Raw genomic sequence first — 14,451 nt, 5'->3', positions numbered from 1 at the left:
GCCTCGGCCCCCCGCGACTTCCCCTCGTGGCTGACCCACCTCCCCCCCCCCCCCCCCCTCCCCTCCCCCCCCCCCCCCCCCCCCCCCCCCCCCCCCCCCCCCCCCCCCCCCCCCCCCCCCCCCCCCCCCCCCCCCCCCCCCCCCCCCCCCAGGACCCGGGCGGAGGAACTCGCCGGGACAAGATCGACCGGAGGCCGCAGGACTCTGGTAGGCTGGTCGCGTTGCAGTTGTGGTACCCAGAACTTTTTGTGCGCCTGGATGATTGCGATTCCGGGCGCACTTTTGTTTTGCCGGATTTCTCCGGTGTGGGGTGATCATCTACAGCGACCCATATCCGTACAGTGCGGGTTTGGAAACTGCCCCACCATAGGGAGATTGTTATGGCTACCGGAACCGTGAAGTGGTTCAACTCGGAAAAGGGCTTCGGCTTCATCGAGCAGGAGGGTGGCGGCCCGGACGTGTTCGCCCACTACTCGAACATTCAGTCCCAGGGCTTCCGTGAGCTGCTTGAGGGCCAGAAGGTCGAGTTCGACGTCACGCAGGGCCAGAAGGGCCCGCAGGCGGAGAACATCCGTCCGCTCTAATTCAGAGTAACCGGGCCGCGACGCTCGGTAACGGGAGGCCCGCACCGCACGGTGCGGGCCTCTCGCGTGCAGCCGCCGCAATGGCTCCCGCCGTGGCGGCCCGAGGAAGGAATCCCGCTTTTGTCACCCGTGTCCCCCGTAAAGCTGTTCTCCGAGCTTCCGCTCGACCCGGCGCTGGTCGCCGCCCTGGACGCCGACGGGGTGACAGAACCGTTCCCGATCCAGGCCGCGACGCTGCCGGACTCGCTCGCCGGCCGTGACGTGCTCGGCCGCGGCCGTACCGGCTCCGGCAAGACGCTGGCCTTCGGCCTGCCGATGCTGACCCGCGTCAAGGCGCTCGGCCGCCGCGCCGACGCCAAGCGTCCGCTGGCGCTGGTGCTGGTGCCCACCCGCGAGCTGGCCACCCAGGTGACCGACGCGCTCGCGCCGTACGCGAAGGTGCTCGGGCTGCGGACCACCGCGGTGGTCGGCGGCGCCTCCATCACCAAGCAGATCGCCGCGCTGCGCGGCGGGGCCGAGATCCTGGTCGCGACCCCCGGACGGCTCTTCGACCTGATCGAGCGGCACGCCTGCTCGCTGGACCAGGTCGGCGTGACGGTACTGGACGAGGCCGACCAGATGGCCGACATGGGGTTCCTGCCGCAGGTCACGCGGCTGCTGGAGCAGGTCAAGCCGGGCGGGCAGCGGATGCTGTTCTCGGCGACGCTGGACCGCAATGTCGACAAGCTGGTCAAGCGGTTCCTGAAGAATCCGGTCACGCACTCGGTGGACCCGTCGTCCGCGACGGTGACGACGATGGAGCACCACGTGCTGCACGTCGACGAGGCGACCAAGCGGGCGGTGACCGCGGAGATCGCCGCCCGGCAGGGCGGCGTGATCATGTTCGTCGGCACCAAGCGCGGCGCCGACCGGCTCACCAAGCACCTGCTGGGCCTCGGGGTGCGGGCGGTGGCGCTGCACGGCGGCAAGTCGCAGCCGCAGCGGAACCGGGCGCTCGACCAGTTCCGTACGGGGACGGCCGACGCGCTGGTGGCCACGAATGTCGCGGCGCGCGGGATTCACATCGAGGGTCTCGACCTGGTCGTGAACGTCGATCCGCCGACCGAGGCCAAGGACTATCTGCACCGCGGCGGGCGTACGGCGCGGGCCGGTGAGTCCGGCACGGTCGTCACGCTGGTGCTGCCCGAGCAGCGGCGCGAGAACGCCCGGCTCATGACGCAGGCCGGTATCCGGCCGCACACCGCCCGGGTCCGTCCGGGCGACGCGGATCTGGTCAGGATCACCGGTGCCCGGCAGCCGTCCGGCACCCCGGTCACGCTGCCCGCCGCCGAGGTCCCGGCGCCCAAGGCCAAGGCTCCCGGCGCGGCCCCGTCCCGCCGCCGTCGCGGCGGCAGTGGACGCGGCGGCGCCGCCACCGCCGGTGAGCGTCAGCAGCCCGCCAAGAAGGCCGCATCCCGCCGTACCGGCGCCACCGCCAACGAGGGCGCGGCCGGCCGGGGCCGCCGCACCGGCCCCGGCGCCGCCGCCGGCCGCGGCGGCGCGGTGGGCCGCCGCGCCCGCGGCGGCGACACCGGCAGCTCAGGCCGCGCGGCCTGACCCCATCCCGCACACCGAAGCGCCCCCGCCGATCCCCTCGGCAGGGGCGCTTCCCCCTCTCCGCCGCACCGCCTCGGCCGCCGGGCGGCACCGAAACAGCCCCCGGCCGCAGGCCGAATCGGCGACCCGAAGCCTCCGGCCCCCTGCACCGCACAAGCCGGAGGCACCGGACAAAGCCCCGGCCGGAAGGCCAACCCCACGCCGGAGGCGATCCCCCGGCCGCAGGCCGATACAGCGATCCGAAACGCCCGGCCCCCGCACCGCACGAGCCGGGCAGGCCGGAGGCGCTGGGCGAAACCCGGGCCGGAAGGCCGACCCCACGCCGAAGGCGAGCCCCGGCCGCAGGCCGACACGGCGAACCGGAGCCACCGGCCCCCTGCACCGCACGAGCCGGGCAGGCCGGAGGCGCTGGGCGAAGCCCGGGCCGGAAGGCCGACCCCACGCCGGAGGCGATCCCCCGGCCGGAAGGCCAGCCCCACGCCGGAGGCAAGCACCCGGCCGAAGGCCAACCCCGCTGAGGAGGCGGCCCCTGGCCGGAAGGCCAACCCCACGCCGGAGGCCAACCCCCGGCCGGAAGGCCAACCCCACGCCGGAGGCCAACTCCGCTGGGGAGGCGGGCCCCGGTCGGAGGGCGGTTAGCGGAGGAGGCCGGCGGTCATGCCCTCCGTTTCCGGGGGGATGGCCATCAGGCCGAGCTCGGCGGGAGTGGCCAGGTGGGGGTGGGTGGGGAGGACGCGGACGGTGTAGCCGAAGGGGCCGGTGCGGTCGAGGGTGAGAGGCCCTTCGTAGTGGTAGCGCCCCGCGCTGTCGGTGCGGGAGGTGGGCTTGAGCGAGGCGACGGTGGGATCGGCGAGCCGGTCGGCGGCGTCGACGCGGCCGGACAGGAGCTGGACGTCGACGTCCGTCGGGTCCAGCTCGCCGAGGGCGACCTCCACCCGGAGGGTGAGCGTGGAGCCCAGCTCCGGGGTGCCGCCGACCGAGCCGGTCTCCACGTGCTGGACCGAGACCCGCGGCCACTGCTGCCGTACCCGCCGCTTCCAGGCGGCCAGCGCCCCGGCCTCCTCGCCGTGTACGGCGCGGTGCGAACGGGCGGCGGGCGCGTACAGCGTGCGGACGTAGTCCTGGACCATCCGGCCGGCCACCACCTTCGGGCCGAGGGTGGTGAGGGTGTGCCGGACCATCTCGATCCAGCGGCCGGGCAGGCCCTGCGCGCCCTGGTCGTAGAAGCGCGGCGCGACCTGCTTCTCCAGCAGGTCGTAGAGCGCGGCGGCCTCCAGCTCGTCGCGGCGGTCCTCGTCGACGACGCCGTCGGCGGTGGGGATCGCCCAGCCGTTGTCGCCGTCGAACCACTCGTCCCACCAGCCGTCGAGCACCGACAGGTTGAGGCAGCCGTTGAGCGCGGCCTTCATCCCCGAGGTGCCGCAGGCCTCCAGCGGGCGCAGCGGATTGTTGAGCCAGACGTCGCAGCCGGGGTAGAGCAGCCGCGCCATCCGCATGTCGTAGTCCGGCAGGAAGACGATGCGGTGCCTGACCCGGGGGTCGTCGGTGAACCTGACCAGCTCCTGGACCAGCCGCTTGCCACTGTCGTCGGCCGGGTGCGCCTTGCCCGCGACCACGATCTGGATCGGCCGCTCGGCGTGCAGCAGCAGGTCCATCAGCCGGTCCTGGTCGCGCAGCATGAGGGTGAGCCGCTTGTACGACGGGACCCGGCGCGCGAAGCCGATGGTGAGCACGTCGGGGTCGAGGACGCTGTCGGTCCAGCCCAGTTCTGCCTCTCCCGCGCCGCGCTGCCGCCAGGACTCGCGGACCCGGCGCCGTACGTCCTCCACGAGCTGTTCGCGCAGTTCACGGCGGAGTTCCCAGACGGCGGCGTCGGGGATGTCGGCGATGGCCTCCCAGCGGTCGGCGCCGCCGACCATCAGGGCGTCCTCGGCGCGCTGGGTGCCGATCTGCCGGGCGCCGAGCCGGAACACCTCGGGGGCGACCCAGGTGGGCGCGTGCACGCCGTTGGTGATGGACGTGATCGGCACGTCCTCCGGGTCGAAGCCCGGCCAGAGCCCGGCGAACATCTCGCGGCTGACGGAGCCGTGCAGGGTGGAGACGCCGTTGGCGCGCTGGGCCAGCCGCAGACCCATCACCGCCATGTTGAACAGGTTGGGGTCGCCGCCGGGGTAGGTCTCCATGCCCAGTTCGAGGACGCGGCCTATGTCGACGCCGGGCAGCTCGCCGCCGTCGCCGAGGTGGCGGCCGACCAGTTCGCGGTCGAAGCGGTCGATGCCCGCGGGGACGGGGGTGTGCGTGGTGAACACCGTCCCGGCCCGTACGGCCTCCAGCGCCGCGTCGAAGTCGAGCCCTTCGAGGGCCAGTTCGCGGATGCGCTCCAGGCCGAGGAAACCGGCGTGGCCCTCGTTGGTGTGGAACACCTCGGGTTCGGCGTGGCCGGTGATCCGGCAGTAGGCGCGGACGGCGCGGACGCCGCCGATGCCCAGCAGCATCTCCTGGAGCAGCCGGTGCTCGCTGCCGCCGCCGTAGAGCCGGTCGGTGACGTCGCGCTCGGCGGGTTCGTTGGCCTCGACGTCGGAGTCGAGGAGCAGCAGCGGGACGCGTCCGACCTGGGCCTTCCAGATCTGGGCGCGCAGCGATCGGCCGCCGGGCAGGACGAGGGAGACCTCGGCGGGGGCGCCGTTCGTCTCGCGGAGCAGGGTGACGGGCAGTTCGTTGGGGTCGAGGACGGGGTACTGCTCCTGCTGCCAGCCCTCGCGGGAGAGGGTCTGGCGGAAGTAGCCGTGCCGGTAGAGCAGGCCGACGCCGATGATCGGGGCGCCGAGGTCGCTCGCGGCCTTCAGGTGGTCGCCGGCGAGGATGCCGAGGCCGCCGGAATACTGCGGCAGCGCGGCGGTGATGCCGAATTCGGGTGAGAAGTAGGCGATGGCTGCGGGCAGGTCGCTCTGTTCCTGATACCAGCGGGGGTTGCTGGTGTAGTCGGCCAGTTCCTCCGCCGCGGCGGCCAGGCGGCGCAGAAAGCGCCGGTCCCCGGCGAGCGCGGCGAGCCGTTCCTTGGACACGGCGCCGAGCAGCCGCACGGGGTCGCCTTGGGCGGCCCGCCAGCCCACGGGGTCGACGCTCTGGAACAGCTCCCGGGTCTCCGGGTGCCATGACCAGCGTAGGTTCTGGGCCAGCTCCCCGAGCGGGCGCAGAGGTTCCGGCAGGACGGTGCGCACGGTGAATCGACGGATTGCCTTCACGTATTCGACCGTAGACCCGATGGCGGGGGCCTGCGGCCAGTGTCCACGATCCGGTGGTTCAAACGCGCGAACGGCGGCTCACGGAAGCGACCGGTCGCAGTGCGGATCACGCCGGTGGGCGGGGCAGGTCGTACGGGCCCGGTCGGGGGTCACCGGCCCGGCGCGTGACCGCCGTCGCCCTGGGGGTTCCGGGTGACGCGAGGGTACGGCCGTACGCGGGCGTGTCGGGTGCTTCGCGTACGGTGGGGGCGTGCGCGGGGGCGCTCTCGGGGGCGCGTGTCAGGCGCGCCCGTGGTCGGCCCCACAATGGCGTCAGGGGCAGGTCGGGGGTGGCGGATTGAGCATTCGTGACGCGCTCCCGAAACGCTTCGGTGAGGTGCTTTCGTCTCGCGGAGCGTGGGCAGGCTCCGATTGCGGGGCTTCGCGCGGAGCACGAGACTGCACCACACAGCGTCACAACGCACCGTCAGGTCCCACGGCACCACACGTACGGCACCACAGTCATGGCAGCAATCGTCCCGGATCGTCACCTATCACCTCCACACGAGTGAACGCGGACTGGAGCGGCCATGCAGGCAAGCCCGCACTGCCCGGAACAGCTAAAAAGAGCGGGGGCCCGCGAGGGAGCGGCCCGTCGCGACGCTGCTCGCCGCCGCCGTGGGCCGCTGTCCGGCGCCCCCCATCTCCGCCGTCCCATCCACAGCGCTGTCAGGTGAGGCAATGATCGGTCGTATTCCCGTCGTCGATGTCCGTCCGTTGGTGGACTGTGGCCGCCGCCCGGCGAAGGCGGTGGCAGGAGAGACCTTCGAGGTGACCGCCACCGTGTTCCGGGAGGGGCACGACGCGGTGGCCGCGAACGTGGTGCTGCGGGACCCGACCGGCAGGTCGGGGCCGTGGACGCCGATGCGCGAGCTGGAGCCCGGCACGGACCGGTGGGGCGCGCGCGTCACCCCGACGGCCGAGGGGCGCTGGACGTACTGCGTGGAGGCCTGGTCCGACCCGGTGGCGACCTGGCGGCACGCGGCGGGCATCAAGATCCCCGCCGGGATCGACACCGAACTGGTGCTGGCCGAGGGCGCGCTGCTGCACGAGCGGGCGGCGGCCGGGGTGCCCAAGAGCGACGGCAGGGCGGGTGTGCTGGCCGCGGTGGACGCGTTGCGGGACGCCTCGCGCACCCCCGCCGCCCGGCACGCGGCGGCGCTGGCGGACGACGTGGTCGGCGCACTCGACCGGTATCCGCTGCGCGAGCTGGTCAGCGCCTCCCGGCCGCTGCCGCTGCACGTGGAGCGGGAGCGGGCGCTGTACGGGTCCTGGTACGAGCTGTTCCCCCGCTCGGAGGGGGCGGTGCTCGAAGAGGGCGCCCCGCCGCGCTCGGGGACCTTCCGTACCGCGGCCGAGCGGCTGCCCGCGGTGGCCGCGATGGGTTTCGACGTGGTCTATCTGCCGCCCATTCACCCGATCGGCACAGCTTTCCGCAAGGGCCCGAACAACAGCCTGACGCCCGGCCCCGACGACGTCGGCTCGCCGTGGGCGATCGGCTCCCCCGAGGGCGGGCACGACGCCGTCCACCCGGACCTGGGCACCCTGGCGGACTTCGACCACTTCGTGGAGCGGGCCCGCGAGCTGCGGATGGAGGTGGCGCTGGACTTCGCGCTCCAGTGCTCGCCCGACCACCCGTGGGTGGCCAAGCACCCGGAGTGGTTCGCGCACCGCGCGGACGGCACGATCGCGTACGCGGAGAATCCGCCGAAGAAGTACCAGGACATCTACCCGATCGCCTTCGACGAGGACTTCGCGGGCATCGTCAGGGAGACCCTGCGGGTGCTGCGGCACTGGATGGCGCACGGGGTGCGGATCTTCCGGGTGGACAATCCGCACACCAAGCCGGTGGTGTTCTGGGAGAAGGTCATCGCGGACATCAACCGCACCGACCCGGACGTGATCTTCCTGGCGGAGGCGTTCACCCGTCCCGCGATGATGGCCACCCTCGGCCAGATCGGTTTCCAGCAGTCGTACACGTACTTCACCTGGCGTAACGACAAGAGCGAACTGACCGACTACATGCGGGAGTTGAGCGGGGAGGCGGCAGCGTGGATGCGGCCCAACTTCTTCGTGAACACCCCCGACATCCTGCACGCCTTCCTCCAGCACGGCGGTCGTCCGGCCTTCGAGGCGCGGGCGGTGCTCGCCGCGACGCTCTCGCCCACCTGGGGCGTCTACGCGGGCTTCGAACTGTGTGAGGGCACCCCTGCCAAGCCCGGCAGTGAGGAGTACCTGCACTCGGAGAAGTACGAACTCCGGCCGCGGGACTGGGCGGCGGCCGAGGCCGAGGGCCGCTCGCTCGCCCCGCTGATCACTACGCTCAACCGGCTGCGCCGCCGTCACCCGGCGCTCCAGCAGCTACGGGACATCACATTTCACCCAGTGGACAACAGCGCGGTACTGGCCTACTCCAAGCGCCGCGACGACGATGTCGTACTGGTGGTCGTCAACCTGGACCCGTTCCACACCCAGGAGGCCACCGTCTCGTTGAACATGCCGGCACTCGGGCTCTCCTGGCACGAGTCATACCCGGTGCGCGACGAGCTCACCGGGGACACCTACCACTGGGGCAGAGACAACTATGTGCGCCTTGAGCCGGGCCGCGCGCCCGCGCATGTCCTGTCGCTGCGACCGTCTCCTTCGATCGGAGGGTCACTCAGTTGATCGTCAACGAACCCGTCCCTGACACCTTCGAGGACACACCGGCCAAGGACCGTGATCCCGACTGGTTCAAACGGGCGGTGTTCTACGAAGTCCTCGTCCGGTCCTTCCAGGACAGCAACGGAGACGGCGTAGGCGACCTGAAAGGCATCACCGCCAAGCTGGACTATCTCCAGTGGCTCGGCGTGGACTGCCTCTGGTTGCCGCCGTTCTTCGCGTCACCGCTGCGGGACGGCGGATACGACGTGGCCGACTACACGGCCGTGCTGCCGGAATTCGGCGACCTGGCGGACTTCGTGGAATTCGTGGACGCCGCGCACCAGCGCGGCATGCGCGTGATCATCGACTTCGTCATGAACCACACGAGCGACCAGCACGAGTGGTTCCAGCAGTCTCGCAGCGACCCGGAGGGACCGTACGGGGACTTCTACACCTGGGCGGACGACGACAAGCAGTACGACGGCGCCCGCATCATCTTCGTCGACACCGAGACCTCGAACTGGACGTTCGACCCGGTGCGCAAGCAGTACTACTGGCACCGGTTCTTCTCCCACCAGCCGGATCTCAACTACGAGAACCCGCGGGTGCAGGAGGAGATCCTGGCCGCGCTGCGCTTCTGGCTCGACCTCGGGATCGACGGTTTCCGGCTGGACGCGGTGCCCTATCTCTTCCAGGAGGAGGGCACCAACTGCGAGAACCTGCCGCGTACCCACCAGTTCCTGAAGAAGGTGCGCTCCGAGATCGACGCGCACTACCCCGACACCGTGCTGCTGGCCGAGGCCAATCAGTGGCCCGAGGACGTCGTCGACTACTTCGGCGACTTCCGCAAGGGCGGCGACGAATGCCATATGGCGTTCCACTTCCCCGTCATGCCGCGCATCTTCATGGCGGTCAGGCGGGAATCGCGCTACCCGGTGTCGGAAATCCTGGCGAAGACTCCCGCCATCCCGGCGAGTTGCCAGTGGGGCATCTTCCTGCGGAACCACGACGAGCTGACCCTCGAAATGGTGACCGACGAGGAACGCGACTACATGTACGCGGAGTACGCCAAGGACCCGCGGATGCGCGCCAACATCGGCATCCGCAGGCGGCTGGCACCGCTGCTGGACAACGACCGCAACCAGATCGAGCTGTTCACCGCGCTGCTGCTCTCCCTGCCGGGATCCCCGATCCTGTACTACGGCGACGAGATCGGCATGGGCGACAACATCTGGCTCGGTGACCGGGACGCGGTCCGTACGCCGATGCAGTGGACCCCCGACCGCAACGCGGGCTTCTCGTCCAGCGACCCCGGACGGCTCTACCTGCCCACGATCATGGACCCGGTCTACGGGTACCAGGTCACCAATGTCGAGGCGCAGATGAGCTCACCCAGCTCGCTGCTGCACTGGACGCGGCGGATGATCGAGATCCGCAAGCAGAACCGTGCCTTCGGGCTCGGTTCCTACACCGAGCTGCCGTCGAGCAACCCGGCCGTGCTGGCGTTCCTGCGCGAGTCCGGCGACGACCTCGTGCTGTGCGTGAACAACTTCTCGCGGTTCGCCCAGCCCACCGAGCTGGATCTGCGGAGCTTCGCCGGGCGGCACCCGGTGGAGCTGATCGGCGGGGTGCGCTTCCCCGCGATCGGTCAACTGCCGTACCTGCTCACCCTCGCGGGCCACGGCTTCTACTGGTTCCGGCTCCGCCGCGAGCAGGTGTGACGGCGGGGGGCCGGAGCGACCGGCCCCCCGCAGCCGACGCGGGTGGCGCACCGCCCCCGCGGCCGGCCCCCGCTCCGAGTAGCGGGCATCCCGGACCCCTGGCAGTATCCGGAGTACCCCAGCAGCACCCGCGGGGCGCATTCCGTCGTACGTCGGCTCGCTGACACATGATCGTCACGCGGGCGGGCCGTACGGCGGTTTCCTGTCACCCGCCCGGGGCAGGCTCCCCGTGTCGCCGGACAGCCCGAACCCGTCATCCGGGAGGCTGGCGCCCCCGCCGCGCGTCGAAGCGGCCGGGTGCGCGACTCCCCGGGGAAAGGACGTCATGTCGGACCGCTCCTGGACCCGTGCTCCTTCCGTACCCACCTCACCATCCGGATCCACCTCACCGTCCGTATCGAATTCACCATCGAGTTCACCATCCGTGTCGGGGTCACGCCCCGTGACGGACGCGCGCTCGGCCGCGGCTTCCTCATCCGCCCCGGCCGCGGCCTCGGCCGCCGCTTCGCCGACGGGCCCGGACGTGCCGTCCGCGACCGGCGTGCCGCCCGTCGCCGGGCGGCCGCTGGCGCCCGGCCTGCTGCGGTCGCTCGAACCGCTGCTGCGCTCCTGGCTGCCCAAACAGCGCTGGTTCGCCGGCAAGGGCCTGCCCATCGGCGGCTTCCGGCTGGCCGCGGCCACCGAGCTGATGCCTCCCGGCGGCCGGCTCGGCCCGCTGGGGCTGCTGCACGTCCTGGTGGACGTCGAGCAGCCCGGCCGCCCCGCCGACTGCTACCAACTGCTGCTCGGCGCGCACCCGCTGCTGCCGTCGGCGCTGGTACGGGCCGCGCTCGGCCCGGCCGTCGGCGGCCCGTACGACGGCCTGACGCTCTACGACGCGCCGCACGACCCCCGGCTGGCCGCGCTGCTGCTCGAACGGCTCCGCGCGCCCGGCACCACCGGGCGGCTGCGTTTCAGCGTCGAGCCGCAGGAGGAGTTCCCGCCGGGGCTGACCCCGCGCGTCTCCACCGCCGAGCAGTCCAACACCTCGGTCGTGTACGGGGACGCCTACATCCTCAAGCTGTTCCGCCGCGTCTCCCCCGGCACCAACCCGGACCTGGAGCTGTCGCTCGCGCTGGCCCACAAGGGCTCGCGGCGGGTCGCGGAGCCGGTCGCCTGGTTCGAGGCGCTGCCGCCGGAGGGCGTCATGGGCCCGCAGGGCGCGGCGGCGGGCACGACGGAGCCGACCACGCTCGGTGTGCTCCAGCGCTTCCTGCCCGGCTCGTCCGACGGCTGGGCCCTGGCCCTGGCCTCGGTCGCCGAGGACGGCGACTTCACCGGCGAGGCGGCGGCGCTCGGCCGCGCCACGGCCGAGGTGCACGGCGCCCTGGCCGACGCGCTGCCGGTGCGTACCCTGGACGGCCCAGCGCTGGAACGTATCGCCTCGGCGATGACCCGGCGGCTGGACGAGACCGCGAAGGAGGTCCCGGCCGTACGGCCGCACGTCGCGGCGCTGCGCTCGGCCTTCGACGACCTCGCGCGGCTCGGCGCGGCCCCCGGCAACGCGGTGACCGCCCAGCGGATCCACGGCGACCTGCACCTGGGGCAGGCGCTGCGCGGTCCGGACGGCGAGTGGGTGCTGATCGACTTCGAGGGCGAGCCCGCCCGGCCGCTGGCCGAACGGCGCCGGGCGGCGCCGCCGGTCCAGGACGTGGCGGGCATGCTGCGGTCCTTCGACTACGCCGCCCACCACAGCGGCAACGGTCCCTGGGCCGCCCGCCACCGGGACGCCTTCTGCGCCGGGTACGCCGCCGTGTCCGGGGTGGACCCGCGCGAACAGCCCGTGCTGATACGGGCCTTCGAGACCGACAAGGCGGTCTACGAGGCCCGGTACGAGGCGCGGCACCGCCCCGCCTGGCTCCCCATCCCGCTCTCCGCCCTGGCCCGCCTGGCCGCCGCCACATCTGACGCCGCCCCTTCTGAGGAGTCCAGCCCGTGACACGCCCCGACGACCGTTTCCTCCCCGAGGCCCAGGCGCGCGGCTACGACCGCGGCACCCCCCACCCGGCCGCCTCCGGCACGGCTCCGGGACCGGCCCCGCTCGCGGATACGACCCCGCCTGCCCCCCCGTCCGACGCCCCGGCGGTACCAGCCGCCCCGGTGCCGGGCGCGGGTCCTGTGGCGCCGGCGGTCACGGTGCCCGGCGCGGGCCCGGCCGCGACCGGCCGGCTCGCCGAGAGCGCCCCGCAGGGGCACGGGGCCGAGTCCGACGTGCCGCTGCCGCCGCGTGAGCGCGAGCAGCCCACCACCGGCGGGAGGTCCGGGGCCGACCCCGAGCCCTCCTTCGGGCCGGAACCCGGAAGCCTGGTCGGCGACGACCGACGGCGGCTGCTGGACGGCGCGCACCACGACCCGCACGGAGTGCTGGGGGCGCATCCGGTGGACGGCGGCGTCCGGATCAGGGCGCTGCGGCCGTTCGCACGGGCGGTGGCGGCCGTCGTGGACGGCGAGCGGTTCGACCTCACCGACGAGGCCGACGGCCTCTTCTCCGCGGTGCTGCCCCGCACCGACGTGCCGGAGTACCGGCTGGCCGTCACGTACGACGACGGCGAGCACATCGTGGAGGACCCGTACCGCTTCCTGCCGTCCCTCGGGGAGCTGGACCTGCATCTGATCGGGGAGGGGCGGCACGAGGAGCTGTGGAAGGCGCTGGGCTCCCGGCCGATGACGCACGGCGGCGTGACCGGTACGCGCTTCGCGGTGTGGGCGCCGAACGCGCGCGGGGTGCGCGTGGCCGGGGAGTTCAACTACTGGGACGGCACCGGCTTCCCGATGCGCTCGCTGGGCGCGACCGGGGTGTGGGAGCTGTTCGTGCCGGGCGTCGGCGCCGGGACGGCGTACAAGTACGAGATCACCCGCCCCGACGGCTCGCGCGGGATGAAGGCCGACCCGATGGCGCGGGCCACCGAGGTGCCGCCCGCGACCGCGTCGGTCGTCACGGAGTCGGCGTACGAGTGGGCCGACCAGGAGTGGATGGCCCGCAGGGGCGAACTCCCGGTGCACCGGGCGCCGTTCTCGGTCTACGAGCTGCACCTGGCCTCGTGGCGGCCGGGGCTGACCTACCGTGAGCTGGCCGAGCAGTTGCCCGCGTACGTGAAGGAACTCGGCTTCACGCACGTGGAGTTGATGCCGGTCGCCGAGCACCCCTTCGGCGGCTCCTGGGGCTACCAGGTGACGTCGTACTACGCGCCGACCTCGCGGCTCGGCTCGCCCGACGACTTCCGGTACCTGGTGGACGCCCTGCACGCGGCCGGGATCGGCGTGATCATGGACTGGGTGCCCGCGCACTTCCCCAAGGACGACTGGGCGCTGGCCCGGTTCGACGGCGCGCCGCTGTACGAGCCCGCCGACCCGCGCCGGGCGGAACACCCGGACTGGGGCACCCTGGAGTTCGACTTCGGCCGTACCGAGGTGCGCAACTTCCTGGTGGCGAACGCCGTGTACTGGTGCGAGGAGTTCCACATCGACGGGCTGCGGGTGGACGCGGTGGCCTCGATGCTCTACCTCGACTACTCCCGCGAGGGCGGCGACTGGCTGCCCAACGCGTACGGCGGCCGGGAGAATCTGGACGCGGTGGCGTTCCTCCAGGAGATGAACGCGACCGTCTACCGGCGCTGTCCCGGCACCGTCACCATCGCCGAGGAGTCGACGGCCTGGGACGGGGTCACCCGGCCCACCCACCTGGTCGGCCCGGCCGGCTTCGGCGGCCTCGGCTTCGGCCTGAAGTGGAACATGGGCTGGATGCACGACTCGCTGGACTACGTCTCGCACGAGCCGGTGCACCGCAAGTACCACCACAACGAGATGACGTTCTCCATGGTGTACGCGTACTCGGAGAACTACGTGCTGCCCATCTCGCACGACGAAGTGGTGCACGGCAAGGGCTCGTTGGTGGCGAAGATGCCCGGCGACTGGTGGCAGCAGCGGGCCACCGTACGGGCGTACCTGGGCTTCATGTGGGCGCACCCCGGCAAGCAACTGCTCTTCATGGGGCAGGAGTTCGCGCAGGGCGCCGAGTGGTCGCACGAGAACGGCCCCGACTGGTGGCTGCTGGACGAGAGTTACCCGGCCGCGGCCGACCACAAGGGCGTACGCGACCTGGTCCGCGACCTGAACGCGGCGTACACGGCCGCGCCCGCGCTGTGGCAGCTCGACACCGACCCCAGCGGTTTCACCTGGATCGACGGCGGCGCGGCGGAGGACAACACCTTCTCCTTCCTCCGCTACGACGAGGCGGGTGACCCGCTGCTGTGCGTCAGCAACTTCTCCCCCGTCGTCCGCGAGAACTACCGCCTCGGCTCCCCCGACGTCGTCTGGAAGCAGGTGCTGAACACCGACGAGGCCCGTTACGGCGGCAGCGGCGTCGTGGTCGCCGAGCCCGTCAAGAGCGAGCCGACGCCCTGGAACGGCCAGCCCCACAGCATCTCGCTGACCCTTCCCCCGCTGGCGACCCTCTGGCTGCGCCCGGCGTAGCCCCCGCATGACGGACACGGCCCCAGGGGGGGGGGGGGGGGGGGGGGGGGGGGGGGGGGGGTGTTGCTCACCCATCCAACAAAGAAGAGGGGCCACACCAAACACCCTCGT

At 72.4% G+C, this 14,451-nt stretch carries 7 protein-coding genes; 6 read left to right on the top strand and 1 reads right to left on the bottom strand.

All coding sequences use genetic code 11. The features are described from left to right. Positions 1 to 380 precede the first annotated feature (380 nt). Together ACZ37P_RS27575 and ACZ37P_RS27570 are read left to right on the top strand one after the other, a co-directional pair. Positions 381 to 584 (top strand): cold-shock protein, encoded by a 204-nt coding sequence (locus ACZ37P_RS27575; RefSeq protein ID WP_188279682.1) that lies wholly within the window; start codon positions 381 to 383, stop codon positions 582 to 584. Positions 585 to 713: 129 nt separating this feature from the next. Continuing rightward, positions 714 to 2,180 carry a DEAD/DEAH box helicase gene (locus ACZ37P_RS27570; RefSeq protein WP_467349096.1) on the top strand — a complete coding sequence of 489 codons (1,467 nt, stop codon included), beginning with the start codon at positions 714 to 716 and terminating at the stop codon, positions 2,178 to 2,180. 635 nt (positions 2,181 to 2,815) lie between these two features. Here ACZ37P_RS27570 and glgP read toward each other — a convergent pair. Next, a complete protein-coding gene (gene glgP / locus ACZ37P_RS27565; protein ID WP_355349580.1) occupies positions 2,816 to 5,425 on the bottom strand; it encodes an alpha-glucan family phosphorylase in 2,610 nt (869 codons plus the stop codon). 720 nt (positions 5,426 to 6,145) lie between these two features. Here glgP and ACZ37P_RS27560 point away from each other — a divergent pair. From ACZ37P_RS27560 to glgB, 4 genes are all read left to right on the top strand, one after another. After that, positions 6,146 to 8,131: an alpha-1,4-glucan--maltose-1-phosphate maltosyltransferase gene (locus ACZ37P_RS27560; RefSeq protein ID WP_391044652.1), complete on the top strand. Its 1,986-nt coding sequence runs from the start codon at positions 6,146 to 6,148 to the stop codon at positions 8,129 to 8,131. Continuing rightward, on the top strand, positions 8,128 to 9,828 hold the full coding sequence (gene treS / locus ACZ37P_RS27555; protein ID WP_355349586.1) for a maltose alpha-D-glucosyltransferase: 1,701 nt from the start codon (positions 8,128 to 8,130) through the stop codon (positions 9,826 to 9,828). The genes ACZ37P_RS27560 and treS overlap by 4 nt, the downstream gene beginning before the upstream one ends. Before the next feature lie 523 nt (positions 9,829 to 10,351). Then, the gene (locus tag ACZ37P_RS27550; RefSeq protein WP_401852281.1) at positions 10,352 to 11,806 is read left to right on the top strand and encodes a maltokinase N-terminal cap-like domain-containing protein; all 1,455 of its coding nucleotides are present in this window, start codon (positions 10,352 to 10,354) and stop codon (positions 11,804 to 11,806) included. Then, positions 11,803 to 14,340: a 1,4-alpha-glucan branching enzyme gene (gene glgB, locus ACZ37P_RS27545; protein WP_467349087.1), complete on the top strand. Its 2,538-nt coding sequence runs from the start codon at positions 11,803 to 11,805 to the stop codon at positions 14,338 to 14,340. The genes ACZ37P_RS27550 and glgB overlap by 4 nt, the downstream gene beginning before the upstream one ends. The last annotated feature ends 111 nt before the right edge of the window (positions 14,341 to 14,451 follow it).

The organism is Streptomyces sp. NPDC024632 (assembly GCF_055559175.1).
The sequence above is the reverse complement of the archived record's forward strand: the minus strand, read 5'-3'. Positions and strand labels throughout refer to the sequence as shown.

Excerpts from the sequence above, each read along its gene's own strand:
- ACZ37P_RS27575 (WP_188279682.1), top strand. The coding sequence starts at position 381 with ATGGCTACCGGAACCGTGAAGTGGTTCAACTCGGAAAAGGGCTTCGGC.
- ACZ37P_RS27560 (WP_391044652.1), top strand. The coding sequence starts at position 6,146 with ATGATCGGTCGTATTCCCGTCGTCGATGTCCGTCCGTTGGTGGACTGT.